This window comes from Bythopirellula superficialaquae, from assembly GCF_059632245.1.
On record NZ_CP197426.1, the window covers coordinates 4,141,306 to 4,167,939 of the forward strand.

22 protein-coding genes, 2 tRNA genes and 1 pseudogene are annotated in these 26,634 nt (G+C 55.2%); 12 read left to right on the forward strand and 13 right to left on the reverse strand.

What is annotated here, in order from left to right:
• Complete coding sequence (gene rph, locus SH678x_RS17055) at nt 1-756, forward strand: ribonuclease PH (protein ID WP_496919661.1); 756 nt, start codon at nt 1-3, stop codon at nt 754-756.
• Here the strand turns inward: rph and SH678x_RS17060 are convergent.
• Complete coding sequence (locus SH678x_RS17060) at nt 753-4,697, reverse strand: vWA domain-containing protein (protein WP_496919662.1); 3,945 nt, start codon at nt 4,695-4,697, stop codon at nt 753-755. The two genes, rph and SH678x_RS17060, sit on opposite strands and share 4 nt — an antisense overlap.
• Before the next feature lie 479 nt (nt 4,698-5,176).
• Here SH678x_RS17060 and SH678x_RS17065 point away from each other — a divergent pair, with 479 nt between their 5' ends.
• Nucleotides 5,177-6,349, forward strand: coding sequence for a S1C family serine protease (locus SH678x_RS17065; RefSeq protein WP_496919663.1), 1,173 nt, complete (start codon nt 5,177-5,179; stop codon nt 6,347-6,349).
• Between the two features lie 84 nt (nt 6,350-6,433).
• On the opposite strand, the gene SH678x_RS17070 is transcribed toward SH678x_RS17065, so the two are convergent.
• Entirely contained in the window at nt 6,434-6,796 is a 363-nt protein-coding gene (locus SH678x_RS17070; RefSeq protein WP_496919664.1) for a hypothetical protein, read from the reverse strand.
• Nucleotides 6,797-7,080: 284 nt separating this feature from the next.
• Here SH678x_RS17070 and SH678x_RS17075 point away from each other — a divergent pair, with 284 nt between their 5' ends.
• The 4 genes and pseudogenes from SH678x_RS17075 to SH678x_RS17090 all read left to right on the forward strand — a co-directional run bounded on the left by SH678x_RS17075 (nt 7,081) and on the right by SH678x_RS17090 (nt 10,311).
• Nucleotides 7,081-7,707, forward strand: a complete 627-nt coding sequence (locus tag SH678x_RS17075; protein WP_496919665.1) for a hypothetical protein — start codon at nt 7,081-7,083, stop codon at nt 7,705-7,707.
• A gap of 107 nt (nt 7,708-7,814) precedes the next feature.
• On the forward strand, nt 7,815-8,678 hold the full coding sequence (locus tag SH678x_RS17080; RefSeq protein ID WP_496919666.1) for a PEP-CTERM sorting domain-containing protein: 864 nt from the start codon (nt 7,815-7,817) through the stop codon (nt 8,676-8,678).
• Nucleotides 8,675-8,879, forward strand: a pseudogene (locus tag SH678x_RS17085) (type II secretion system protein); the annotation flags it as partial. The gene SH678x_RS17080 and the pseudogene SH678x_RS17085, both read left to right, overlap by 4 nt.
• 478 nt (nt 8,880-9,357) lie before the next feature.
• Nucleotides 9,358-10,311: a PEP-CTERM sorting domain-containing protein gene (locus SH678x_RS17090; RefSeq protein ID WP_496919667.1), complete on the forward strand. Its 954-nt coding sequence runs from the start codon at nt 9,358-9,360 to the stop codon at nt 10,309-10,311.
• On the opposite strand, the gene SH678x_RS17095 is transcribed toward SH678x_RS17090, so the two are convergent.
• Both SH678x_RS17095 and SH678x_RS17100 read right to left on the reverse strand, forming a co-directional pair.
• Nucleotides 10,255-10,728: a flavin reductase family protein gene (locus SH678x_RS17095; protein ID WP_496919668.1), complete on the reverse strand. Its 474-nt coding sequence runs from the start codon at nt 10,726-10,728 to the stop codon at nt 10,255-10,257. The genes SH678x_RS17090 and SH678x_RS17095 overlap by 57 nt on opposite strands.
• Nucleotides 10,729-10,752: 24 nt before the next feature.
• Entirely contained in the window at nt 10,753-11,061 is a 309-nt protein-coding gene (locus SH678x_RS17100; RefSeq protein ID WP_496919669.1) for an MTH1187 family thiamine-binding protein, read from the reverse strand.
• Nucleotides 11,062-11,309: 248 nt separating this feature from the next.
• Here SH678x_RS17100 and SH678x_RS17105 point away from each other — a divergent pair, with 248 nt between their 5' ends.
• The 3 genes from SH678x_RS17105 to tsaD are packed head-to-tail and all read left to right on the forward strand — an operon-like array spanning nt 11,310 to nt 14,187.
• Nucleotides 11,310-12,413: a DUF1207 domain-containing protein gene (locus SH678x_RS17105; protein ID WP_496919670.1), complete on the forward strand. Its 1,104-nt coding sequence runs from the start codon at nt 11,310-11,312 to the stop codon at nt 12,411-12,413.
• Between the two features lie 51 nt (nt 12,414-12,464).
• Nucleotides 12,465-13,157: a class I SAM-dependent methyltransferase gene (locus SH678x_RS17110; protein ID WP_496919671.1), complete on the forward strand. Its 693-nt coding sequence runs from the start codon at nt 12,465-12,467 to the stop codon at nt 13,155-13,157.
• Between the two features lies 1 nt (nt 13,158).
• Complete coding sequence (tsaD, locus tag SH678x_RS17115; RefSeq protein WP_496919672.1) at nt 13,159-14,187, forward strand: tRNA (adenosine(37)-N6)-threonylcarbamoyltransferase complex transferase subunit TsaD; 1,029 nt, start codon at nt 13,159-13,161, stop codon at nt 14,185-14,187.
• A 610-nt stretch (nt 14,188-14,797) separates the two neighbouring features.
• On the opposite strand, the gene SH678x_RS17120 is transcribed toward tsaD, so the two are convergent.
• Nucleotides 14,798-15,307: a thioredoxin domain-containing protein gene (locus SH678x_RS17120; RefSeq protein WP_496919673.1), complete on the reverse strand. Its 510-nt coding sequence runs from the start codon at nt 15,305-15,307 to the stop codon at nt 14,798-14,800.
• 552 nt (nt 15,308-15,859) lie between these two features.
• Here SH678x_RS17120 and SH678x_RS17125 point away from each other — a divergent pair.
• Nucleotides 15,860-16,516 carry a hypothetical protein gene (locus tag SH678x_RS17125; protein WP_496919674.1) on the forward strand — a complete coding sequence of 219 codons (657 nt, stop codon included), beginning with the start codon at nt 15,860-15,862 and terminating at the stop codon, nt 16,514-16,516.
• Between the two features lie 58 nt (nt 16,517-16,574).
• On the opposite strand, the gene SH678x_RS17130 is transcribed toward SH678x_RS17125, so the two are convergent.
• The 8 genes from SH678x_RS17130 to SH678x_RS17165 form a co-directional block, all read right to left on the reverse strand.
• Nucleotides 16,575-17,573, reverse strand: coding sequence for an acyl-CoA desaturase (locus SH678x_RS17130; RefSeq protein WP_496919675.1), 999 nt, complete (start codon nt 17,571-17,573; stop codon nt 16,575-16,577).
• A 449-nt stretch (nt 17,574-18,022) separates the two neighbouring features.
• Nucleotides 18,023-18,097, reverse strand: a tRNA-Pro gene (locus SH678x_RS17135).
• Nucleotides 18,098-18,298: 201 nt separating this feature from the next.
• Nucleotides 18,299-19,273, reverse strand: a complete 975-nt coding sequence (locus SH678x_RS17140) for a ParB/RepB/Spo0J family partition protein (protein ID WP_496919676.1) — start codon at nt 19,271-19,273, stop codon at nt 18,299-18,301.
• Nucleotides 19,266-20,012, reverse strand: a complete 747-nt coding sequence (locus SH678x_RS17145) for a ParA family protein (RefSeq protein ID WP_496919677.1) — start codon at nt 20,010-20,012, stop codon at nt 19,266-19,268. Before SH678x_RS17145 ends, SH678x_RS17140 begins: the two co-directional genes overlap by 8 nt.
• A gap of 261 nt (nt 20,013-20,273) precedes the next feature.
• Nucleotides 20,274-21,635 carry a DUF1015 domain-containing protein gene (locus SH678x_RS17150; protein WP_496919678.1) on the reverse strand — a complete coding sequence of 454 codons (1,362 nt, stop codon included), beginning with the start codon at nt 21,633-21,635 and terminating at the stop codon, nt 20,274-20,276.
• 122 nt (nt 21,636-21,757) lie between these two features.
• A tRNA-Ile gene (locus SH678x_RS17155) sits at nt 21,758-21,830 on the reverse strand.
• Nucleotides 21,831-21,884: 54 nt separating this feature from the next.
• The gene (ahcY, locus tag SH678x_RS17160) at nt 21,885-23,240 is read right to left on the reverse strand and encodes an adenosylhomocysteinase (RefSeq protein WP_496919679.1); all 1,356 of its coding nucleotides are present in this window, start codon (nt 23,238-23,240) and stop codon (nt 21,885-21,887) included.
• A 148-nt stretch (nt 23,241-23,388) separates the two neighbouring features.
• Nucleotides 23,389-24,072 carry a phosphoribosylanthranilate isomerase gene (locus tag SH678x_RS17165; protein ID WP_496919680.1) on the reverse strand — a complete coding sequence of 228 codons (684 nt, stop codon included), beginning with the start codon at nt 24,070-24,072 and terminating at the stop codon, nt 23,389-23,391.
• A 221-nt stretch (nt 24,073-24,293) separates the two neighbouring features.
• On the opposite strand from SH678x_RS17165, the gene SH678x_RS17170 reads away from it, so the two are divergent.
• Nucleotides 24,294-25,766 carry an ExeA family protein gene (locus tag SH678x_RS17170; RefSeq protein ID WP_496919681.1) on the forward strand — a complete coding sequence of 491 codons (1,473 nt, stop codon included), beginning with the start codon at nt 24,294-24,296 and terminating at the stop codon, nt 25,764-25,766.
• A 27-nt stretch (nt 25,767-25,793) separates the two neighbouring features.
• Complete coding sequence (locus SH678x_RS17175; protein ID WP_496919682.1) at nt 25,794-26,522, forward strand: polyprenol monophosphomannose synthase; 729 nt, start codon at nt 25,794-25,796, stop codon at nt 26,520-26,522.
• Nucleotides 26,523-26,634 lie beyond the last annotated feature (112 nt).

The following is a 26,634-nucleotide window of genomic DNA, read 5'->3' on the forward strand; positions in this document are numbered from 1 at the left end:
ATGCCCACCCGAAGCGATAACCGCCCCGCCGACGCGTTGCGTCCTTTTATTTTGGACCATAGCGTTCCTGGCGCTGCCGCGGGCAAAGTGCTCGTTCGCGCGGGCCGCACGACCGTGCTTTGCACGGCGAGCGTTGAAAACGACGTGCCGCCGTGGCTTGTCGGTCGCGGCAAAGGTTGGGTGACGGCCGAATACAGCATGCTCCCTGGCAGCACTTCCCCGCGCAAACAACGCGAACGCGGGGTCAAAGTCGATGGCCGGAGTTCTGAGATTCAGCGCCTCATTGGCCGTTCTCTCCGTGGCGTTGTCGATCTCGCGGCACTTGGCGAACGCACGTTGACCGTCGATTGCGATGTGCTTGAGGCCGATGGCGGCACGCGCACGGCAAGTATCACGGGGGGCTTTGTCGCGTTAGTGGCCGCGTTGCGATCGCTTCCGGAATTCAGCGGCGACAAAAAACTCCCGCTCACCGATTCTATTGCAGCGGTGAGCGTGGGAATCGTCGACGGCGTGCCGCTGCTGGATCTTGATTACACCGAGGACGTTCGCGCCGACGTCGACATGAACGTCGTCATGACAGGCCGTGGACGGTTTGTCGAGGTGCAAGGCTCCGGTGAAGAAGCAACGTTCGACAAGTCGGAACTGATGGCGATGATTTCCCTCGCGGAAAAAGGAATCAGCGAACTAAGCCGCCTGCAGCACGAGGCGTGTCACATCACGCTGCAGACGGACGAATCAAAACTTGTCGCGGATTAAATACCACCACCACCACCGCCTAAACCACCGCCGCCGCCCGTACTTTGCACTTGCGAGGCAAAACTAAAGTTGGTGACGTCGCCGATGCCCGTGAATGACGGCGAAGACGTGATTCGCACGTATCGTCGATCCGCTGAGACTACGCCCGTGGCTGTCATTTGCACACCGTCAGGCAAAGTTTGGATAATCGGTTGGAATCCAACGGCACCAATCTGACCATTGAGCGCCAAGCGACGAGCCAAACCAACGTCTCCACCGGGTCCACGAATGGGAGAAATCCGAGGGTCAGAGAAATCTCCTAACCGTTGCGCTAATACGTTGTCGCTAATTGCTTGCTGCCGCTGGAGTGCTACTTCCACTTGCTGAGCTTGTAGCGACTGGAGTCGGCGACCATCTTCTAACTCAAACACCACCATCGCATCGCTATCATCATGAATGGCAATATGCTGGCGTTCGTGAACTTCGCGTTCCGTGCCTTTGTGCTTGTAAACGTCGACAATTACTTTATTAGCTACCACGTCGCCATAAATCTTACGAAGCCGAGCACGATACGTACCAGGAAACGCCTGGGCGTTGAGATACTTTTCATTCATCGCTTTGGATTTGTCGGCTGTGTCTTGACTGGCAATATCGCCAGTGCATACGCCGCCTCCAGTCGTGCGTGGTTGTTGTAAAGAGCACACAGTGCCACCTGGTTCCTCGACGAGCAGATCAACGTCAGCATCTCCTGTCCAAGTCACCTCAATGACGACATCGCGGGCCAATGCCTTTTCCAATTGCGACCGATAATTCGCTGATAGCGGATCATTCGCAGCTTCCATCGTCTCAAGTGCAGACTTAGCCACTCGAAACGCCGTGTTATAAATTTCTTGCTGTTCCTTTGGCCAGTCGTTCTCAAGAATGCCAATCGTCGCCCAACGAATGCCAGCCGCATCCTCAACTCGCTGTGCGGCACGCAAACCTAAGGCATAGGCTTCGGGGTGCAAGCCTGGAACCTTCGCCACTTGACGGTAAACATCGAGGGCACGGTTATCCAAACCGATGTGCGACAAGTATTGAGCAATCAACAATAATTGATCCGCGGAGGTACTGAAATCGACTGCCGACATCACGGCACGCTCGATGTCTTCCTTCGAACGACCGTCGAGTTCCATGGCGATTCCGAGCGATTCATACATCCAAGGCTGCGACTGACCATTCTGAATCGCTACTTGAATCAATTCGATCGCTTCTGCTGGCTGTCCCTGCTTCATAAGATTGCGAACAGCCTGACGTACATGACTCGGGTCAAGCTTTTCCTGGGCAAAACGCTCAGCCCAGGTCATTGATTCTGTCGGAATATCGGCCGGCTTTTGACTCGTGGTGACAAGTTGGGCTTTAGTTTCTGCCTGCTTCCCAGCGACTGGCTCGGCATCAGCTTCTTCAGCGACATTAAACATACCGCCGCCGCCACCGCCGCCCATGCCACCCATGCCACCACCACCCATACCACCGCCACCCATGCCGCCACCACCCATACCACCGCCCATGCCACCACCCATACCGCCACCCATACCACCGCCACCACCCATCATGCCGCCCATACCGCCGGTCATGCCTAGGCTCTGAATAGGAAGCACAAGATCGGCCACGGGATAGACCTTCACTTTGAGGGCTTCGTTGGCTTTTTCTTCGGTCGTGATCATTAGCACTTCGTCATCAATCGTGTAAGTCAGGTCTTCAAGACCCGGCTGACGCAGCATCAAATTCAGAGCGGATCTTAGCGAAATATTCCGCAGGTTGACTGTGATCTCGGTGTCGGGGCTGATCGCCACTTCATCAAGGGCTGCGTTATCGAACACGATGGGAATATCATAAATCTCTTGAAGTTCGTTAATGATTTCGTTCAACGGTTGCTCATCGTATTGCAGCGGAGCCTTCAGCGGTTCACGCAAAGCCGATTGAATGGCTTCTTCGGCCTTGCTGCGGGCGCTCAGATCGACAGAAGCGTATTTCTTGCGCCGCGCAGTGAGTGCTTCCCATTCCTCGGCATCCGGATAAACGATGGGAGGATTGTCTGGAAATGGGATATGAGCAATTTCATTTTGATACATCGTTTCCCAAAAATTCTGCCATCGGGCAGCACGAGTTACCTGTTGCAGGTAGTTGTGCCGCTTGAAGGTGGCCCAGAGACGGGCCGCCCGGGGAGTGACGCCATTGGGATCAATCTCTTCCACGACCTGTGTGACTTCGATAGCTTCAACAAAGCGTCGCTCGTCGATCAAAGCGTTAAAACGCTCCATCAGCTGCTTTTCTTTCTCGATCCGCTGCTCCAGCCGTTCGTTAATCAACTTGCTCTCACGAGCGGCTGCCAATTGTTGTTCACGCTGCCGGTCGATTTCATCTTTCAAAAATGCCTGATGACGAGCTTCTTTGAGCGCGATTTCGAGCTTATCGACTAATTCCGCACGCTTTTCCGGTGACAAATCCGGGGCACGCTTCACGCTGTCGAGTGCAAGCTTCATATCCTGAATCGCGACCTGAGGATCAGCCGACATCGTGCTACGGGCATTAAGAATCGTGTTCTGAATTTCTTTGCTGAGCATCTCAGCGTAAACGCGACGTTCTTGCTCGACCTGATCGAGAAATACACCGTCGCTCGCCTCGGGGGTCATTACATCATCCGCGGGACGAACCAACGAAATGTCGCCTTGCGGTGGAACAGGAACCGTAGCAGGGGCAGCAGCAGCCAGGGCTGATTCAGCGGGAGCAGCGTTGCCGGCAATCACATTTTGCACCGTGCGAGCTTGCAAATTGCCTGGGTCGCCGCGGAGCACCGCCTCCGCAATACGTCCTGCCGATTGCTTATCGCCGCTCGCAGCCGCGCGTTCAGCCATCTCGGTGAGTTGATCCATACGGGCACCAACCAATCGAGCCACTTCAGCCAAGCCCGCCGAACCAACCGTCGGCAGCGAGGCACCGTCGTCAACCTTGGCGATCTCGATGACTTCGTTCAGAAAAGCGTGATCATCCGAAGAAGCTTCGGGAGTGACTGACCACGAAAACTTGCCTTGCTCGGCACCTGAAATTGTATCGATCTCAAGATTCAACGATTCGGGCAAAGCCTCTTTCGTGCTGCCGATCAAAATCGTGTCGCGATCGGCACGCAAAGGTGGCGTCACGGCCGGATAAACTTGTCCCAACGTGCCAGGCAAATTTACAGCTGTGGGCCAGAGAACTCGCCCACGGACCGCGGAGACCAAATCTTTGCCCGCCAGTTGAGCATTACGTAGGTTATCACCTTCGGCTTGTTGGATGGTGATATTGCCACCGGATTGGTTGGCGAGGCCTGCGAGCAAATTCACGTCAAGGCGAGGACCCACGGCAAAGCTGGAAACGCTTGCGCGGGCGTCGCGCAATTCAGCCAAAGTTGCAGCCATCGTTTCCTTATCGAGCAAATTCGCCGTGCTAATGCCATCGCCGATGTAAACAATCATGCGTTGGCCTTTGTCTGTTTTAGAAAGCTCGGCGACTGCAGCTTTTAACGCAGCGGCCATGTCGGTCGAACCCAGCGGAACTTGCTTACGCAGTTCGCTGATCGCGGCTTGGATTTCTTCGCTTTGAGGACCCGTAAACTTGGAAGTCACTTGATTGACTTTGAGATCGACACCAAGAAGCTCAACTTGATCGTCGGCCTTCAGGCCCGCGAGAAGTGTATCGAGCGCCGCAAACGCCGCTTCGCGATATTCCCCCTGCTGGCTGGCCGAAGTATCAAACAGAATCACAACGGCAGCTTGAGGAACTTCCTTCTCGGGCACATCAGCCATCAAGCTGAGGGCGTAGTTTGTCGTCCCCTCGTGCTCGTAGGTGATCATTCGCGAAGAGTCGGCGGCCCGACCCTCACTCGTGATAGCCAAAGCGGCGACTAACATGCATGCTGCAAACAAACGATACTTACGCATTGATGCGCTCCCGTTCTTCCCCAAAAAAGGTTTGCCTAACCTGTTCCTAAAAAGCACTCCGCGCTAGCGCCGGGAAGACCCGCCGCAGCCGCAGAGTTTCTGTAAAGCTCCAGATACTATCAGTTTAAGCTGGTCGAAATCGGACTGCCACAAGATTTCGCCAGATTACCAAGCCAGTTTGCGGCGAAGAGGAGCTTCACGAACCATTTTGCTCGGGATTTTGCGGTTTTTCCTATAAAATCGCCCGTTTCGCAGTCCGGAAGTCAGTTTATGCCTGGATCGACACATCCGGAGTAATCGGAACACGAAACTGAAGTGTCCTTCGATTCAACCACCGCGGTCCAAACCTCGCTTGAACGTGAACGAATGTTCGGCAAGGATCGTATACCCATCATAAGACGATATTTGTCTTGCGCTGGCGAACTTATCTAAGACGACTGACCGTGCAAAAAAATAAGATTCAGAGGAGTCATCAAATCATGAAACGGGTTTTAGCGCTGTGTGCCATGACTGGATTGCTTGGCATTGCCGTGGGCATGGGGTTAGGGCAACGCGAAGCAGAATTTCCCTACGCGGCGGGAACTGCCTTCGCCGTCCAACCTGCCGCGAATGTCGCCCTCAATGACCCCGCCCCTTGGGCCAACCAGGCCGGCGAAGAACGTCCGCTAACAACCGAAGAGCAAACCAACGTCTATGTTTACGACCACGCCAACCCCAGCGTCGTGAACATCGATACCCGCAGCGTGCAGATCGATCACTTCTTCGGCTTGCAGCGCGAAGCAGAAGGAACCGGATCGGGAGCGATCCTGGATCGCGCAGGCCATGTGATTACGAACTATCACGTGATCGACGGCGCCGATCAGATTGAAATCACGCTAGCCTCTAGCAAAAGCTATCCTGCCACGGTCGTTGGTGGTGATAAGGAACAAGACATCGCTGTCTTGAAGGTCGATGCCCCCGCGGCGGAACTGACCCCGATTACGCTCGGTCATTCCGACAAATTGCGTGTCGGTCAGCGAGTGTACGTTCTGGGGAATCCCTTTGGTTGGGATGGCACGCTGTCGACGGGCATCGTTTCGAGCCTTAATCGGGATCTTCCTAGCCGCGTCCCTGGTCGGAACATGGAGGCCCTGATTCAAACCGACGCTGCCATGAATCCTGGCAATTCCGGCGGACCGCTCTTGAATACCAGCGGGCAAATGATCGGCATGTGCGTGGCCATTGCCACGAAAGTCGGTCAAAGCGCCGGCGTAGGTTTTGCCATTCCTATCGACCGAATCAAAAGCATCGTCCCCGAATTGCTCGATAATGGCCGGCTCGTTCGCGCGGATATTGGAATCACGCACGTGATGGAAACAGAGACAGGATTGGTGATTGCTCGGCTCGATCCTCAAGGACCCGCGGCTCAAGCAGGTTTGGAAGGGTTTCGTCGCGTGGTTCAGCGACGGCAGCAAGGGCCGCTTGTTTATGAAACTGAGCAGATCGATCGCAGCCACGCCGATCGCATTCTCGCCGTCGATGGCGAGCCGATGAAAACGGGCGTACGATTTCGCGACAAGATTTGGGAACACAAGCCCGGTGATGTGGTGAAGATTACGATCCTCCGTGACGGCAAGCAGCAAGACGTCGATGTGAAGCTGGCGGCCGACTGAGATTCACCTCAAAGACTATTCACAAAAAAAGCCCGGGGACCAACTGGTCCTCGGGCTTTTTGAATTTGTCGACTTAACGACTCATTACGGAGCAGCAGGTGCTTCGGCGGGCTTAATGGCATCGGCCGCATCTTGAGCAGCATTTGCGGCATCTTGAGTGACATCAGCAGCGCCCTGAGCAGCGTCCGCGGCAACTTCCTGACCAGCTTTCGCGGCGTCCTTCGCGGCATCAGCTGCGGACTCGGCAGCGGCCTTCATATCCTCGGCAGCTTTTTCCGAGGCGGCTTTTGCATCAGCAGCGGCATCTTCAACAGCAGCTTTTGTTTCGTCGGCTGTTTTTTCCATGTCGGCGGCAGCCTTCTCCATGGTTTTCTCAGCTTCTCTCGGACCGCAGCCCACAATGGCCAACCCAATCGTTAACGTGACCAAAGCGTGTGTAATTCGCATGTTCGCACCCCTATTGTTTGCAGGGAAAGGAAATCGACGCGGTGGCACAGTTGCCTGGTGAACACCCACCACGAGTTCATCAATCCTTAATGATAGCCGCGCCACTAAAACCAGTACCAGAAGAATGAACACATTCTCCGTTAATATAAATGTAGTTCGCCAACGAACGGCCATAATTGGACCGGCTTATCTCACCGAAAAACTCGCGGCCAATTGACCCGTTTTATCGCTACGACTAAATTCAGTGATTGCCCCGAAACGAACGCCGTTTGGCGAATCTTGCCGTGAGACAGCCCCAAAGTCGCCTGATTTGCGATTTCCTGCTTAAATTTGCAGGGGTGTTGACTGCTGTCTCGATCGCGATTGCGACCGTCGGAATTCCCGTGGAACTTCCCTTTGCCAAGGAAATCCGAGAGTTCTTCCCCTGCATGAATTGCGGTTGCGGCTGCGTGAACGCCGAGATGTGTTGGCGAGATTGCTGCTGTTTTACGAACGCACAAAAATTGGCGTGGGCTCAAGAAAACGGCGTGGAAGCCCCCGCGTTTTTGCTAGAGCAAGTTGCCGTGGAAACACTTCAGGACTCTGAATTGGCCGACATGAAGCCCTGCTGTCGAAAGCGCGCATTGGCTGCTCGCAAGACAACGAGTTGCAGCCGAGACAACCTAAGCTGTGATTCGGAATCCAAATCCGATTCTCAAGAAGATGCGCCGGGAATAATTGCGATCAACGCGTTAAAATGCCAAGGGAATTCCCTGTCACTCTCTTTGCTCCCACCCTCGATTCCCACCGACGAGATTGGCACCGAGTTGCCGCTTCTGCCCGGCGAGGAAGTCTTCATCGCCGAGAATCTTTTCTATCAGCCGCCTTGCTTTGATGCGGTCGTACCACCCCCAGAATTTGCCGTTCTGTAAATCTCTTAAGGCAATTTCTGTATTTTTCCAGGCGTCTCGCAGCCGTATGTCGTGCTGCGCGTCCGTTGGATCTTCTTAGTACGACTCCACAAGAAAGGTTTGAACTTATGTTTCTCAAAAATAGTGTGTGCGCGTGCGCGCTCACTTTGATGGCCCATGCTGCCTATGCCCATGGGCCTCAAATGCAGGTCACGGCTAATGACGGCAAGATTGTTACTCGTAGCATTCTCAACGATGTTTACGAGCCACTCACGTCGCCCAAGACTGTGTACGTGATGGAAGTGTTGGACTATCGCAATGTGTGGTATGCTCGTCCCGAAACGAAAGTGAATCCGCCCGAGCATCCGACGGCCCCAGGACAACCGGTTTATTATTCTGGCCCTGGCTTGGCCTACGGTGTGGATCAAACCTTTGCCGTTGGCAGCAGCTTTTCGATCAATTTTCTGACCGGACTGCAGCTTTGGAACGGAGCAAGCTTCGGCGATGCTGGATCCACGGAACTGCAATACTACCGTGGTGGCTCGGTGGGTGGCGATGGTCAACTCATCAACCCAACCGCGTCAATTACCACCGTTGATAACACTTCGTCATTAAACTTGACATTTCCTGCGATCGCTGCCGGATATGATGGCGAAGCTCATTCGACAGCACGCTTGCGTTTCCTGGGTGATGGCACGACTTCAACCGCAGGGAGTGGTCCTCAAACAGGCACCGTGGCCAGTGAACCTGCCGAAGGTATTTATCTCGCGAGTTTGATACTTTCCAGTAACGATTCCTCGCTAGAAGCTTCTGATCCTTATTACTTTGTGATGCACAAAGGAGTCCCCTGGTCAGATGTTGCGACAGCCATCGGCGCGCTGAATGTGCCAAACTCGGCGGTTCAAGTGCTTGGTGTTCCCGAGCCTTCGACACTGGTGTTGGCGGGCTTGGCTCTCAGCTTGTTCGTTTCCCGACGGAGAACCCAGTCGTGAACCGTCAGCGAGCATTTACCCTCGTGGAGCTCTTGGTCGTGATCGCGATCATCGGCGTCCTCGTGGGCCTGCTTCTCCCTGCAGTGCAGAGCGCGCGGGCTACCGCGCGCTCTGCCAGCTGCAAGAACAACATGCGCCAGATTGGACTGGCCCTCCACCAATATTGCGATACTCACGATGGAGAGTTTCCCGATTGGTCGCATACGGCCGGTGCCGACAAATCGTGGATTTACACACTGGCGGACTATTTTGAAGACGTTGATGGCCTGCGAATCTGTCCCGACGATCCCTTATGGAAAGAACGGCTCGACGCACGTGCCACCAGCTATGTGATTAATGATTACATAGCGGCCCCCACGATCCCGGACGCGGTGCGCAACATGAACAAGGTTACCGCCACGAGTAGGACAATCGTGGTTTTCGAGATTGCCGACAAACAGGCCGCGAGCCCCGACGTCGAGCATGCTCACTGCTCCCAGTGGTTCGACCAAATCAACATCGATTGGGGCCGTGTGGAATCCAAAGTCCGGACTGATATCCAATTAGAACGGCATGCCGATGCCGCCCATTATTTGTTTCTCGACGGCCACGTGGATCTCATTTCCTCGGATCAGATCATCTCATGGATCGACGACGAATTTGATTTTGCCAAGCCTGACGAACTCTGGAGTTCTCCCTGATGAACTTTCGTATTTACTTATGCATAGCTCTCGTTTGCCTCACGGCGAGTCATACGTTCGGCCATGGCACTCCGCTCGATATCTTCGTGGACTCAAATCGACTGGTCGTGAAACATCCGTTCGACCAAACATTCGCTCCGCCGATCTTTGGGCAGTCGGATCAGTACGACGACTTTTCCGACGTGGATAGTTTCCCCGGTATTGGGAACGTCGTTCTGTGGGATATTCCTGGTTTAGATATTCACGACATGACGGGCACAGCTAATCTGTCGCTGGAAGTTCTAGCACGTCCCGTGATTGATTCCCCCACGGCTGAGCACCGCGTGTTGTGGTATTGGAATCCAGCAACGGAAGTGGTGGAAGAATCTCCCGCCGAGTTTCATTTGTTTGGAACGGGTGCGCGAACCCTTACGCTCGAACCCGGTGCTCAACAATCGCCGTCTCCGTTTTTGCTAGCCAATCAAGTGGCTGGGCAAACTGGGTTTCACAATCATTCCTTGATCTTTTACGGCTTGGATGACGACGCGGTTGCTCCGGCGGGGGTCTATGGCTTTTTCGCTCGATTTACCTCAAACGCTTATGCATCGAGCGATCCGTTTTTGATCATTTTCAATTACTTCACCGACAATGAAGAATTGCCAGCCAATGCGCTCGCCATCTACGAAGCGGCCACCTTACCCGGCGATTTTGATCTCGACGACGATGTTGATGGCCGAGATTTTCTGCTGTGGCAGCGGCTGACGGGCTCCACCTCGCGCACCGTGGCCGATGCTTCACTCAACGGAATTGTCGACACGGCGGACTTGCTCATCTGGCAAAACAATTACGGCACGGTGTTTGGAGAAACATCGCCGATTAGCTTGCTGCAGGTTCCTGAACCGACAAGCCTCGTTGGCTTAATAGTTCTTGCCGCTCTTGCGAATATGCACCATCGGCGCCGCTTCGCCTTGTAAGCCGCCACGCACGACCTTGGCCAGGAATATCCGATGATCGCCGGAATCGAAATGCGACACCGGCTCGCATTCCAGATGCCCCAGGCAATCGGTGAGAATGGGCACGGCCCGCGCACAATGGCGAATGTTTAAGCCCTCAAATGCTGGCTGATCGGGTTCAAAGCCTTTGCCGAAGTGCTTGAGCAGGTCGAATTGCTTTTCCGCCACGAGATTTAAAATGAACGGATCGCCGCGGGTGATCCAGTCTTCGACGTATCGTCCCTTTTTCACGGCAATCGTCACCATCGGTGGTTCAAAGCCGGCTTGCATGACCCAACTGGCGAGCATTCCCGTTGCCCGTTCACCTGAGCCCACGGTGAGAATAAAGATGCCGCTCGGCACGCGTCCCAACACGGGATCAAAATCTGCTTGGCTCATGGCGAGTTCCCTCTCGTTGATTTCTTATCGCTTGATGGATCGACCCAATTTTTGCTCGACGCTATCGACCTTCGCCGTTAAGCGACCACTTTTGCCGCGACGGTAATCGAGCTTTGCCGAGCAAGTGACTCGGTCGGAATGCTTGGCCATCAGTTCGATGCAAGCACGCATGAGTTCGATGACCTCAGCAAGCTCCCCTTCGACAATGGTGCCCATCGAGTGCACTTCGTAGGCGAGGCCACTTTTATCGACCAAATCGACACATTCCGCCACGTATTGGCTGACGCTTTCACCAACGCCCATTGGCACGATGCTCATCTCTAACAGGACCATGACGCCTCGTCCTTCCATCTTACTTGCTAGCACTGCGACTGCATTTTACGGAGTTTTGTGGCTCTGTCGACCTGGTTTGCTAGCATGCAAATTCATGGACTAGCCACAATTCGGGCGATAACTGGTCATATCGCCCTTCGCCGAGCGAACTCAATTCAATACTCTCCACGCCGAAATTTCGCACGTCACAACTTGTGTTTAGTGCGCTAACGACCCAACCACTCGCCAACGCAACGACGTACTCCATCATGGCCTCGCGAATCGTATTCGCACTGCTGTTCACCGGCTTCGCACTCTGCGATTGCTTGTGTTCGCGCGCGGATGCTCAATCTGTTGGCAGTCGCAACTCGAACTGGTCACCTTATCGCCAGTTACACATCGCGCAAGATGTCGATCCCGAAGACTCAGAACCGATCATCGAGCCGTCGCAATACATCGATTGCGAACCCTGCCCGCCTGAATGCAACAGCATGAACGGCTACTGCGTGCCACCGGCCGTGGCGCCGCAGCCGATCTATGTCGAGCAAACAACAGGCACTCCCTTCATGTCGACTCATGCCCCCGCAGCCAATTGCGGTTGGGGCTGGGAAATCTTGCCGTCGGATGTAATTTGGCATTCCTATTGGGCGGGTCCCAAAGAACCACGCATGTCGGGTACGTTCTTCAAAGACGTTCACAACGAAGTCTCGCTGCTCGACGTCACTTTGGGTGGCCGTGCTTCGATCGTGCGTTATGGCACGCGAGTCAACAATCAGCCTTATGGTTGGGAACTGCAAATCGAAGGTGCTGGCATGCCCCGTTTGAATCTCGACGAAAACTGGGACCTCGATTCGTCTGACTTTCGGTTCGGTATCCCACTCGTTTATGGGACTGATCTAGTTCAATTCAAATTCTCGTACTATCACCTCAGTTCACATCTCGGCGACGAATTCATCGAGCGCGAAAACTTCCCGCCTGATGAGCGTGTCAACTACTCGCGCGACGTTCTCGTATTTGGCACTTCATTCTTTCCACGTCCCGCTTGGCGGTGGTACGCCGAAGCGGGTTGGGCATTCTATGCCGACGAAGGCGCCGAACCCTGGGAATTCCAATTCGGCGTTGACTACGCTCAACCTGGTCCCACCGGTGCGGGTGGCACTCCTTTCTTCGCGATCAACGGCCTATTGCGGCAAGAACTCGACTTCGGTGGTAGCTTGACCGCTCAAGCGGGTTGGCTCTGGCGGGGTAATACCGGGCGCGTCTTCCGTACTGGCGTGCAATACTTCAACGGCAAGAGCGACCAATACGCATTTAGTGGCCCGCTGCTGCAATTCGAGCAACAGATCGGTGTCGGTCTGTGGTACGACTTTTAGGGCATCTCCTTTCGGGTAGGCACTCCCCTGTTGCGGACATAAAATACGTCCATGGGAGCACGTTTCAAAGAATATCAGGTCTTTTGGCGGGAATTTCGCCAAACCTTTCACACCACGGGGGCGGTGCTCCCCAGCGGTCGTAATCTCTGCAAAGCCCTGGCCAGCCAAGTCGGTCGCGACGAACTCCCTCGCCGCGTCCTCGAGGTTGGCCCCGGCACGGGTGCTGTGACCACCGAGATCATTCGCCGCCTCGGTCCAAACGATCGCCTCGATTTGGTGGAGCTCAACGCACGCTTTGCGGCAACCTTGCGTGATCGGCTCGCCAGCGAGCCCAACTGGCAAAAGGTCGCCAATCGTGTTCGTGTTCTCGAAATGCCCATCGAACAACTCCCCAACGACGAAAAATACGAGTGCATTGTTTCGGGGTTGCCGCTCAATAATTTCTCCTGTGATTTTGTCGAACAAGTTCTCAGCCACTTCCATAAGCTCGCCGCCGAGGGTTGCACGCTCAGCTTCTTTGAATACGTCGCGATCCGTAAAGCCAAGGCGCTCGTGAGTTCCTCGTCCGAACGCACTCGGCTGTTGGGCATTGAAAAACTGCTCAACGACGAATTCGCCAATTGGGAATTCGCCCGCAAATGTGTACTCGCCAATGTTCCTCCCGCCTGGGTTCATCACCTCCGTTTCGCCAAGATGTTGCCCGACGCTGAAACAGTGCCTCAAATTCAACCCGCCCTAGGCTGACATGGTTCACATCCTTACCCTTGAAACTACCTGTGACGAAACCGCCGCGGCCGTCGTTACCGACGAACTCGAAGTCCTCGGCGCGGTCGTCGCTTCGCAAAGTCATCTCCACGACAACTACGGCGGCGTCGTTCCCGAGATTGCCTCACGCGCTCATGTCGAACGTATCTTGCCTGTGATCGAACAAACGCTCTCGCAAGCCAATCTCAAACTCAGCGATCTCAATGCGATTGCGATTGCCAATCAACCCGGCTTGTCAGGGTCGCTGTTGGTTGGCCTCATCGCTGCGAAAACACTCAGCTTTGCTCACAATTTGCCGCTGATCGCCATCGACCATTTGCAGGCCCACATCTATGCTTGCCGCATCGATAGTGGCCGCGATGTGTTTCCCTGCATTGGCTTGATCGTGAGCGGCGGGCACTCGAATCTCTATCGCTGCGAAACGGCTCTCGACTTCACGCCCCTCGGGAGCACCATCGACGATGCCGCGGGCGAGGCCTTCGACAAGGTCGCGAGCATGCTCGGTCTTGGTTATCCCGGCGGACCGGCGATTCAGCGCGCGGCCGAAAAAGGCGATCCCAAAAAGTTTCATCTCCCACGACCACTTCTTGATAATAAGGACCGACTCGATTTCAGCTTCAGCGGTTTGAAGACCGCCGTTCGTTACGAACTCTTTGGCCCCGGTCGCCCCGAGATGGGTCAGGCAGCCCAGCTCGATCCGCAGCTTGTGGCCGACATGGCGGCGAGTTTTCAGGAAGCAGTTATCGATTGCTTGCTGGCCAAGGCCGATCTCGCGATGAAAAAAACCAAGTACACGCGGCTCTGCGTCGGCGGGGGCGTCGCTGCCAACTCACGCTTCCGCGAGCGAATCGAAGCCCAAGCCAAACAAAACGGCTACGAACTGTTCATCCCTCCTCTCAGGCTCTGCACCGACAACGCAATCATGGGAGCGATCGCAGTCGAGCGTTATAAAGCTGGTTTATTTGAAGATCTGTCGCTCGATATTTCGGCAGGGCTCGTAAGGCATTGAGAAAATTTATGATTGCTGATCTCTAAATCAGAAATCAGTAATCATAAATTCTCTCCCCCTTCAACTTGGTAAACCTTGCCAAGTTGATTTCTATTGTTGGCCTCGTAATCTCTCGAGAAAAACGGCAAGACTTCCAACTTGTCCAACTTGGCAGACTTTTTTGCGCGATTCGAAATGAATTGTGATTTTTTCATTGAGTTTGTCATGTGTCTGGACCTTCGGCGTAGCCTGCTCGTAGGCCGGAACGAGTAACGCGAGTTCCGGCACCGAAGTGGTATTGGTAACGCTTTGCCGGAACTGCGCTCCGCTTGTTCCGGCCTACATTCAATGCCTAACATTAAGACCCCATTATCGTGATTTGCGAACGCGTTTCCACAACGATTTTTGGCCACCCAAGATAAAACTTAGCCCCGGGTGATCGAGAGATCCTGCCGACCGTACACCCGGGGCAGCGGCTTTCTCTGGCTCGTGTATATCGCGGCTTTCGTGGTACCTTTCCCAACGTCCGCGCAATAAAAAAAGCAGTGCGGCCTGGGTCAGCCGCACTGCTTCAAATTTTCGACTTATCGTCGCGTAATTTATTCTAACAAACGTCTCTTACAAACGCTTCTTATAAACCTTGTGCCTTGCGTTGGCACGAGGGGCAATACGAGGGGCTCTTCACCGAGCTATCGACATCGCCACGGAAGAACGACGTTTGGATCTTGCTCACCCGTTCACCATTTTGATAGGTGGCCAGCGTAGCTTGCCATTCTTCGTCGCTCACCTTGCCGGTCTTCTTGCACAACACGACCGAACCGGTCTTGTCGATGATCGCGGCAAACGGAAATTCTTCGGCCTTGAAAGCGTCAGCCACCTTCTTGCCGTATTCTGTGCTCACGTCGACGTGGCAGCATTCGTAAGCGTTAAGCAATTCTTCTTGCTCGCCTTCGGCGGTGAGTTGCTCTTCTTCAGCAGCTGCTTGAGGATCGCTCGGGTTGTCGAGCACGATCAACAAAGGACGGGCTTCGGCCCGCGAGGCTTCCAGGGCTTGGCCGTAGTCTGATTGCCACTCAACCGAATCGACGGAAACGCCCAAAGTCGAGAACGCAATCACGGTCATTGCCAAAAATTCAACCATTTCAACTCCTTTCGCGGCGAGGACGACGCTTGCGCGGATTCCTCGTCCAAAAAAATAAGTCGACCAGCGACACACTGGTCAGGCTCTTAATGGGAAAGCATGAGGCAGGGAAAAGGCGATTAGTCGTTGAACAGGCTCAAATGAGAAACGAGCCTTCGCAAGTCATCCTGACTGTTCGCCCAAAAAATAGAGGAAGGAAACTCAAGGTGGGAAATCATTCCCCGCAGGCAAACTCGTTCTGCCTCGCGGTGCTCCCTTCCGAAGGAGCATGGGCGAATCTTAACGGGCCTCGCGTCGAATTCAAGTCGCGCGGTGGCAAACCCACGACATTTTGCGCGAATCAACCTGATTTGTTGCTATCATGCCGACTGCACTCGCAAGCCATAACCCCTTACCCAAAAACAACTTGACACAATTCCGTGCGGATTGTCGCAGAAACTTTATTCCATTGAAATCGACGCGTGCAGTTTCCCACCTTACAATCGCAACTTCATGCCTGCTAATCGTCGTTGATCAAATTTCATTGAGATCGACATCTAAGGGAGAAACACTATGCCACTGTTGTTTAGAACCGTTTTGGTACTCACGTTAGCAACAGTCTTTAACAATGCATCGCATGCGTATTTGATTGTCGGCACCGAACCAGAAGGGAACGGCGGCTACGGGGTCGGCTTCAGCTTCGATCCTGAAGTGAATCTCATCATCGGGCAAGAGTTCACACTCAACCAGGCGATCACGCTTGATGGAATTCATGTGTTCCTCAATGGCAATGGCACCGGCGGCCCACAAAGCGATTTCACGCTTTACCTCACCGACGCAATCGGCGACACGGCGACCGCCGCAAATGTCCTGGCCACGATGACGGGCACTTTTCCCGATAATCCCCCCGGCACGCATGCGCCCGTTTCGTTTTACGGATTCGGACCGTCGCTCGATGCCGGCAGCTATTATCTGGTGATCACATCGGACGGTGGCGCGGGCTCTGGCTGGGGATCGGGGGCTCCGATTATCCCGACGACTTACGGCACGGTCGGCAGCGCGTTCGTGGGGATCGTGGGTGGCGGCGCGGTCGGCGACTACACGAATCTCGATCCTGGGAATCCCCAAGCGGGCAACGTCAATTTTCAGTTCACGCGCATCCCAGAACCGGCAAGCACCATAATGTTGGCCGCTTTCGTGTTCATGGGGATGAAGGCGCGAAAGCGTTAATAGTTGGCCGGTTAGGCTCTTGTTGATCTTTTCGCCAAGCAGTAAGCCCTGGTCCTTACTATTGCATGGACCCGTCGGAACTGGCTACTTCCACAATCTGTCCGCCGTCACGGTCGGGTGACCTCGTTCGTCGATTTCGTGCGATGGGAACGACGTCCGTTGCCAGCCCAACCGACTCCAAGCCTTTTATAAAGTAGTAATTCAGGTCAAATTCCCACCAGCGGGTTTGTAAAGAAGCGGCTGCTTGATCGGCGTGGTGGTTGTTGTGCCAGCCTTCGCCACCCGTAATAAACGCCACAAACCAATTGTTGCGGCTGTGATCGCTCGTTTCGAAATTGCGATAGCCGAAGATGTGCGACAACGAATTGACGCTCCACGTGATGTGCCAAACATACACCGTGCGAGCAAAAACTCCCCACACCAACACGCTCATCGCCAATTGCAAGGCGGCCCCATTGTCCTGCAGCACGAGATACGAAATCCCCCAACTCACGAGGAAATAAAGCGATGCGTGCAGCAGATAAATCCAGGCAAACGCGAGTCGCGAACGCTCTAGATACATATAGAACGGATCTTGCAAGATATCGCGGGCGTATTTTTCATAGAACGACAGCGGTGTGCCGCTTTGTTTCTTTACGCAGAGCCAGCCAATGTGCGCCCACAAGAAATTTACCAACGGCGTGTGTGGATCTTCCCGCTCGTCGGAATGGACATGATGCCTACGATGCCATGCCACCCATTTGGCCGGCGTTTCTTGAGCGCTGCACAGTGCCAATACGACGAAGGTGTGTTCGAGCCATTTTGGCGTCTTAAAACTCTTGTGTGTCAGTTGGCGGTGGTAACAGACGGGGATGCCCACTTGGCCGAAAATGATGACCCCCACCCAGAAGGCGATCACACCGGTCCAACTAAACAGCCACGGGAAAAAAATTCCCAAGGCGAGGACGTGCATCACGACAAATGAAATGATCGAATCGCGCTGCAGAGTCGTTACGTCGACGAGAGTCGGTAATGGAAAGGCCGGGGCAGCAGGTTTAGAGGCGGTAGGAGCAGGCAAAGATTGACCACCTAACGGTAAAAGTCGAGTTGTCTCTAACCGTGACACTCTAAAACAATTCAGTCACCGTATTCCCAACGCAAAATGCGAACACCACGTACGCTGCTGGGCCAATAATTAGAGAGCAAATTAAGTACCGCACTTGATTAATACTGCAACATAATTTGCCTGCCGTATTCAAATAACTTAAATTTACTATTCTTTTGTATTTATTCCTGGTAACCCAAGTAGAGGTCTTGTTAGTTGATCTCAACTCGTGTGGAAGTCGGATGATCAGACTGCAAGTACCTGCACCATCAACATTAGTGCTTTATTACTAATTAGCGATTTTAGAGAAGCTGAACTTTACCAGCATGGCCGCTTGATCCAGGAAGAAACCTTTGGAGAACAAAAATTCTTGCCAAGACTCGTGTGGATGCGGTGCCAAACCGCGTGAAAAGAAAAGAAAGTCGGGGCGACATGATTCGAACATGCGGCCTCCTGCTCCCAAAGCAGGCGCTCTAGCCAGGCTGAGCTACGCCCCGTGACGCACGGACCGCGTTGCGATCCGGCTAAGATTGAGTATGGATATTACAGATCGGCCACAGGTTCGGCAATGCGAACGTGTAAATATGTACACAAATGCGCCGATTTTGGCTGTAATTTGAGCAAATTCTGCACTGCTGATCAACGCTTCGCCATGGACAAAATTAGCAAATATTAGCGTCTCTCAGCGGTTGTCCCACCTAACCCACTTCACGGAACATCGTGCTTTCGCCGGTCAGGATGCCCTTGAGCCGGTCGAACTCATCGAGATTTCCAAAGTGGATCGTGATCTTCCCCTTCCCCTTGGCCGACTGGCGTAGCTCGACCTTGGTTCCCAAGGCGAGCCGAAGCTGATCTTCCAACTGCGACAGGTGACCACTTACGGACACGTTGGCGGGGGGGAAAGTTCCCTCGCCGGAGAAAACTTTTAGCGGCTCGCCGTCGGCACGTTGGATATGTTCCGACACAAGCTGCTCGGTCGTCCGCACCGAAAGCGACTCGGCGGCGATCCGTTTGGCGAACATTTTTTGTTCTTCTTCATCGCCCAGTGGCAGCAGCGCCCGGGCATGACCTTGAGAGATTTCTCCCGCCGCCACGAGCTGCTTCACCTGTTCGGGAAGTTCAAGCAGTCGAATCAAATTGGCCACCGTTGAGCGGTCAACGTTCACCCGGCCGGCGAGCTCTTCCTGGGTGCAACCATATTCTTGGATGTAGCGCTGGAACGATGCCGCTTTTTCCAAAGCATTCAAATCTTTGCGTTGGACGTTTTCGACAATCGCCAGCTCGGCCATCTGCCGATCATCGACTTCGCGCACCAGTACGGGGACCTGATTCCAGGCGGCAAGTTGCGCGGCGCGGAAACGGCGTTCACCAGCGATAATTTGAAACCGTCCCATCATGGGACGCACGACGATTGGCTGCAAAAATCCGTGGGTGCGGATACTGTCACACAAGTCTGCTATTTCAGCTTCGTCGAACTGTTGGCGAGGCTGATAGGGATTGCGGTCGATCATCGCCAGATCGATCCATTGCTGCCCCGCAGAGTTGTCGCCATGCTCAAATTCATGTGTTGAAGCTTGAGGCTCGCCCGCAAAATTTTCGCTGCCCACGGGAGCCTCATTCGAGAAACCCAACAGCGCTTCCAAACCACGACCCAAGCGGCGTTCTTTATTCACGGTCCATTACCTCCAAGCAAAGTTCCACGTAAGCCCGCGCACCCCTCGATCGCGGAGCATAATCAACCACCGAGCATCCATGACTCGGCGCTTCCGAGACGGCGACGTCCCGGGGAATCACAGTTTGAAACACGACTTCGCCAAAAAAGTCGCGAACCTCGCGGTCGACTTCGGCCGTGAGCTCAAGGCTCGCGTCGTACATCGTCAGCAAGATTCCGCCAAATGAGAGCCGGCTGTTGGGCCGCTGCATCACTTGGCGAATCACATCGATCATTTGCGTCAGTCCTTCCATCGCGAAATATTCGCACTGGATCGGCATCAGGACTTCGCTCGCACTTGCGAGCGCGGTCCGCGTCAATTGCCCCAGCGACGGCGGGCAATCGATCAGCACCGCGTCGAACGAGCCCAAGCTCCCGGCCAAATGCGTCGAGAGCATGTTCGATTGGCTGTCCGACGAATGGGCCAGGGCGTCGACGTCCTGGAAGCTGCGGGCTCCCGGGAGCAACGACAAATTATCTTGTGTCGTGGCGACAAACGATTCCCGCAACGGCAGGCTATCAATCAAGGCATGCCGCTCGGTGGGTCGATGCCCCAGGCCGCTCGTGGCGTTGCACTGCGGATCGAGATCGACCAACAAAGTCCGTTGCCCGGCGAGTGCTAGCAGCGCCGCCAAATTGAGAGCGGTGGTCGTTTTGCCCACGCCCCCTTTCTGATTGGCTATGCAGATCACGCGGCCCATGCACAAAATCCTCTGTCGATGTCACGCCCGGGGATGGCAGTCCCATGGGCTTTATTATCGGCGCGAGGGGGCCGCGGAGGTCGTTTCACGTGAAACATCCGGACGAGTCAGCGCGTTTCACGTGAAACGCGCAAATTGCCAAGTCGCGCTGCTAGCACTTTTAGGGAGAATCGTTTCACGTGAAACAAAAGAAAGGGGAAGGCGGAGGGCGGAGGGCGGAAAATATTCAGTCCGCCTTCCGCCTTCCCCCGTCCGCCATTCTTACTCAAGCGGATTAAACAACAACCCGCTGAGCAGCTTTGGATAGAAATAGGTGCTCTTGGCTGGCATCCGCTCGTTGGCGTTTGAGATCGCGCGGATGTGTTCTACCGTGGCGGGCATCACCATCGCGGCGAGTTCGAAGCGGCCACCGCTCCCCATCTGGCCCGTGTGGTCGCGACCCGCGGCGTCGCCGTGCTGCAAGCCTTCGACGACTTCATCAATCGCGCGCACGTATTTCGGCGCGGGGAGATCGGGCTGATCCAGAAGCGCATCCATGACCAGCCGATGCAAGATGCTCACGCCGAGTCCTTGCCAATCGGCACAGTGATCGGGGGCAACTTCGGCCATTCTTTTCTGGCCTGCCATGTTCAGGCGTGCAATCGTCCAGGCTTGATCCTCGGCCGTGAAGAACGCCAAAGTCCCCTGCTCGCCTTCCATTTCAATCTCTTCCCACAGGGCGGGGGCACGTTCGGCACCTTGGCCCGCGTCTTCAAAATCGAAACAGCTCGCGAGCTTTTCTTTCAACTCGGCGGCAGTCATCTTGGGCAAGCCACGGAACAACCGGTGCGTCGGCAACACGATCATGCCGGGGTCGCTCATTGATACGCACATCATCATCACGAAGTTCGCGGGATGTTCGGCGTCGAGCTGCTCGCCCCGCGCGGCCATCTCGGCGGCTAGTTCATCGCGATAATTGCAGGCGGTCTCGTAGCGATGATGACCGTCGGCAATGTAGATTGGCAGCCCCCCCATGGCCCCGCTCACTTGTGTGCTGACATGGATGTCGACCACGGGCCAGATGCGATGCAGAACTCCCAGGTGGTCGGTCGCTTCGAGCGGTGCCACACCACGAATCGCTTCTTCCAAGATCTCTTGAGCTGTGTTTGCGTCGTCAGGGTAAAGGCCAAATATCTGGCTGCAGTTCGCCTTCAAAGCTTTCCACAGTTTGAGTCGATCAGCCTTCGCCCCACCGTGAGTTTCCTCGTGCGGGTAGATGTTCCCCTCGCCAAAGCGTTCCAGCCGTACCCGGCACATGAATCCGCGGCGGGTGAACTCCTGGCCGCGTTCGGTGAAGACTTGGTGGTAGACGTAAAGCGCGGACTCGCCCTCGGTGAAGAGCACCCCTTCGCGGAGCCAGCCGCGCATGGTCTTCGCCGCGCGGGTATAGCGGTTGTTGGCGTCGTCGTCGCCTTCTTGGTCCTGCCCGAGAATGATCCGCACGCAGTTGGCGGGGTGCAGGTCGTAGAGCTGTTGCTGCAGTTGGCTGTCGATGACGTCGTAAGGCGGAGCGATCACATTGCTCAGCGAACCAACTTGGGCGAGGTCATAGCGAATACCGGGAAAGGCACTGATGTTGGGCATAGCGGGAGAGAGGGTTCAGGGGCTAGGGTCGGGGGGATTGAAGTAAGCGGGTCAGTGTACGAAATGTGCGCGCAAAAAAAAACCGCTGGCTTGCGCCAGCGGCTATTGAATAACGCCAGGAGTGCTCCTGACAGGAATTGAACCTGTGACGCACGGCTTATAAGGCCGTCGCTCTCACCACTGAGCTACAGGAGCAAGTTAGATTGCTCCTGCGTATCAAGAATTCAATTCCCATCATTTGCCCTCTTCTTAGTACCGGTAGTATTCCGGCTTGTAAGGGCCTTCGACCGGGATACCAAGGTAATCGGCTTGGGCTTTGGTGAGCTTAGTGAGCTTCACACCGAGCTTGTCCAGGTGGAGGCGAGCGACTTCTTCGTCCAGCTTCTTGGGCAGCACGTGCACGCCGAGCGGATAGTTGTCGGTCTCTTGCCAAAGGGCCAACTGGGCAAGCACCTGGTTCGTGAACGAGTTGCTCATCACGAACGAGGGATGGCCCGTTGCACAACCGAGATTCACCAAACGGCCTTCGGCCAGGATGATGATCGAGCGCCCGCTCTTGGTGAAGGTGTACTTATCGACGGCTCCAACTTCAGCCGGCTTGATGCGATCCTTCGTGGCGCGACCAGCCTTCACTTCGCCGTTGAGCCACGCCATATCGATCTCGAGATCAAAGTGACCGATGTTGCAAACGATTGCGTCATTCTTCATCTTCGACATGTGCTCGCCGGTGATGATGTCGCGGCAGCCGGTGGTGGTGACGAAGATGTCGCCTTCGGTGACGGCATCTTCCATCGTGGTGATCTCATAACCTTCCATCGCGGCTTGTAGCGCGAGAATTGGGTCGATCTCGGTGAGAATGACGCGAGCACCCAAACCCTTCATCGACTGGGCCGAGCCCTTACCAACGTCTCCGTAGCCAGCGATCACAACCACCTTGCCGGCGACCATGATGTCGGTGGCACGCTTGATGCCGTCGGCGAGCGATTCGCGGCAACCGTACAGGTTGTCGAACTTGCTCTTCGTGACCGAGTCGTTCACGTTGATCGCGGGTACCTTGAGCTCGCCGCGCTCGTGCATCTGGTACAGGCGATGAACGCCCGTGGTGGTTTCTTCCGACAGGCCGCGGATGTCTTCCAAGAATTCGGGATAGCGAGTGTGAACCATTGCGGTCAAGTCGCCACCGTCGTCCAGGATCATGTTGAGCGGCTTGCCCGAGGGGAAGAACAAGGTCTGCTCGATGCACCAATCGAACTCTTCCTCGCTCATGCCCTTCCAGGCGTAGACGGGAACTCCCGCTGCGGCGATCGCACAAGCGGCGTGATCCTGGGTCGAGAAAATGTTGCAGCTGCTCCAAGTCACTTCCGCGCCGAGATCGATGAGAGTCTCGATGAGGACGGCGGTTTGGATCGTCATGTGCAAGCAACCGGCAATCCGCGCTCCAGCGAGTGGCTTGGTCTTGCCATACTTTTCGCGCAAGGCCATCAAGCCCGGCATTTCGTTTTCAGCCAGTTCGATCTCTTTGCGGCCCCAGCTGGCGAGGCGTTCAAATTCGGCATCGGAACATTTAAGGACTTTGTAGGGAAGCCTGGTTTCAACTTGGGCCACGTTCGGAAATCTCCATTAAGGATACGGATAGAAAGATCAGGGCAGCGGTCGATTCCTTGCCGACTTACTAACCGCCCGATTTTAACAACTTTAACGGTTGTATGAGTTTATCCGGCAAAGGGCTTCCCTGACAAGCGACAGGCCGCTATTAACGCCCGATTTCGGCAAATCCGCGCTTCGCTGCCGCGATGAAGGCCCGCACTTTGTCGGGGTCTTTCTGACCGGGACTCAACTCGACGCCGCTGGCGACATCCACACCATAGGGCCGAACGACCCGAATCGCTTCGGCCACGTTCTCCGGAGTCAGCCCACCCGCCAAGATCAGCTTCATGGACTCTGGTCGATCAAAGTTCAAGATCTCGATGCGGTCACCCAAGCTATCCCAATCAAGCCGACGACCAGTCCCTCCATATTCCCCCGGCGCGACGGCGTCGATCAACAACGCTTCGGGGACGCGGCCAAACTTTTCGCACATCACGAGGTCGGCTTTCACTTTGATGAAGCCCGACATGCCAATTCGAAAGACGCGCAAGATGGGAAAGCTTGGTGCGACGTCTAATAAATAAGCCGGAGGTTGATCGCCATGCAACTGGACGGCATCGAGTCCTACACCGCGCGCGATTTCATTTAAATCATCCGCTGACTGAGTAACGAACACGCCGACTTTCAGCGAACGATTTCCCACGGCGTCGGCAATCTTTTTTGCCTCGACAAGCGGCACGTAACGCTTGCTGCCAGCATAGTAATTCAGACCAATCGCATCGGCGCCAGCATCAACAGCAGTCAACGCATCAGTAGGATTCGTGATGCCACAAATTTTGATGCGGAACATATTCGTCTCGCGTGGATCGTACGGCTAAACAAGACATTACCGGTTATGCATTGTCCCTGTTAAAGATTGAGGGTCAAGCTGAGTCGAATTGACACCCCAGAGGTGCAGGCCACGCGTCGGCATTGCCGATGGTGGAGAATGAGTGTCCCAGGCAGATTCCCTACGCATTGTTCACTCCGTTACCTAGTGAGTTCGCTATCGTGAACCAGGAAGTGCGCACCATGGAAGAGAGTTCCCCCATCGACACCATCGAGAGACCCTTTGTCGCGGCCCCCGATCCGGATCGCTATTTCCCCGCCACGGTGATCGAAGAGGCACGTCGTCGGCTTTCGCGCTGCATCGAGCGCGGCGAAGGCCCGGCCCTGTTGATCGGCGGCACGGGAACCGGCAAGTCGCTCCTGTTGGAAGTCCTCGCGCGCCAGTTCGAGAATAAGATGACGACCGTGCTGCTGGCTGGTGCTCAGCTTTGCACCCGCCGCGCGCTGCAACAATCGATCCTGTTCCAACTCGGCTTGCCCTATCGCCAGTTGGAAGAAGGAGACTTGCGGTTGTCGCTGCTCGAATTCTTGCGTCCCCTGGAAGGCAAGCCCCGCAAGTTGTTGCTACTGGTCGACGAGGCCGACTCGCTCCCCACGCGATTGCTGGAAGAACTCCGGGCGCTCACGAATATATCGTATAAGGGAGAATTGCTTGTTGGCCTCGTGCTGGTCGGCTGTGCCGCGCTGGAAGAGCGTTTTGCTGAACCAGAACTCGAGGTGTTTTCACAACGCTTGGCTCATCGCTGCTATCTGGCTCCGTTGGGTCGCGAAGAAACCTTCCAATACTTACGGGCCCAAGTGGCGTCCGTCGGTATTGACCCCGCGAAGCTGTATGCCCAAGACGGACTCGAAGCGATATTCACCGCCACTGATGGCGTGCCCCGGTTGATCAACCAGATTGGCGATCAGCTTGTGTGGCTGGTGAATGAAACCGGTTACGCTCCGATTGATGCAGCCATCGTGCAACAAGCCTGGGCCGAGTTGCAACAGATTCCCGCCCCCTGGAATCTGACCGCGACCGAAGAACTCAACAGCCCCGTTGAGTTCGGTGAACTGTCGCTCAGTGCCGTGGAATTCAGTGCGCCTGCCATTGAAGAGAGTGACGACGAACTCCCCGCTTCGATCCCCATCAACGGTGTTCGTTTTGGAGCCTACGGCGACGGGGATGAATTTTTCGATTCGCTCCCCAGTACTACGGCCATCACCGACGAGTTCAAGAATCTCGGTACAATTGCCCAAACCTACACGGCCCCGCTAGCCAGGAATCCGTTCGACGAGGATTTCGCTTCCGAGGAAGTGGTCTTCGATCAATACATGGGATTCGAAGATCAAATGCTGGCCGTCGCCCCCAAGGTGATCAACCGCATCGATACGGCCTTTGCCCAACAACTCAAAATGTGCGAGCTGCAAGCAGAGTCAGAAGCACTCTTGGCGCCGGTCAAAGCGGAACCAGTCACTCGGCTCGAACAAGTGGCGTTGAAAGCAGACCCGGTTGCCTTCGCGCAATTGGAAGAAGAAGTGGAAACGGCGGATTTCGGCGACGTGCTGATTGTCGAAGATGAACGCACCACCGGGCCCACGATTGTTTCGAGCCGCAACTTCCGTCAGTTGTTCAGCAGCCTCGAAACGAACAACAAGCCCCATCGGGTTGGTTAACGCCCAGCGGACGCTCGCCACACGCCCATGCCAATGGTTGATCCCGCCGCGGTGTTGATTGGCTTGGCCACTTACAATGAGCTGGACAATTTGCCCGGACTGGTGGCGTTGATCCATACGATCTTGCCCGAAACCCAGGTGCTGGTCGTCGACGACAATTCGCCCGACGGCACGGGGGCATGGTGTCGGGAGTTCGCGGAGAAGGAAGAATGGTTCTCGTGCATTGAGCGCCCCGGCAAGCTGGGGCTTGGTTCGGCGATCACGCTGCTCATGCAAACCGCCATCGAGCGCGGGGCCAGTCATCTTGTCACGCTCGATGCCGATTGGAGTCATCCCCCCGACAAACTGCCCGCGGTACTGCAAGCGGCCACCTATGCCGACGTGGTCATCGGTTCGCGTTACACCGTGGGGGGGCAAATCGTCGGCTGGCCGATGCAACGCCGGGTCATGAGCAAAGTGATCAATTCACTTTCGCAAAAAATTCTTGACCTGCCGATCACCGACTTCAGCGGCAACTACCGCGTGTACACCACCCGCCTGCTCGCGGGGCTGCCCTGGCAGGAGATCAACTCCTCGGGCTATGCCTTCATTGAAGAAGTCTTGTGGCATCTGAAACTTGCCGGGGCAAAGTTTGCCGAGGTGCCGATCACGTTCACGAACCGCACCCGAGGAAAGTCAAAAATCTCGTGGCGGGAAAGCGTCGGTGCCGTGCGAATGCTCACGCAGCTAGCCGCCAAGCGATTCCGCAAGCGATGAGTTGTTGACGGTTGTAACGATTAGCATACCGAGTACTGTGAAGACACTGCTGGGCAAGCCAGCAGTGGCACCCAATTTCACAGGGCAAATCACACCGGTTATCGCCTATACT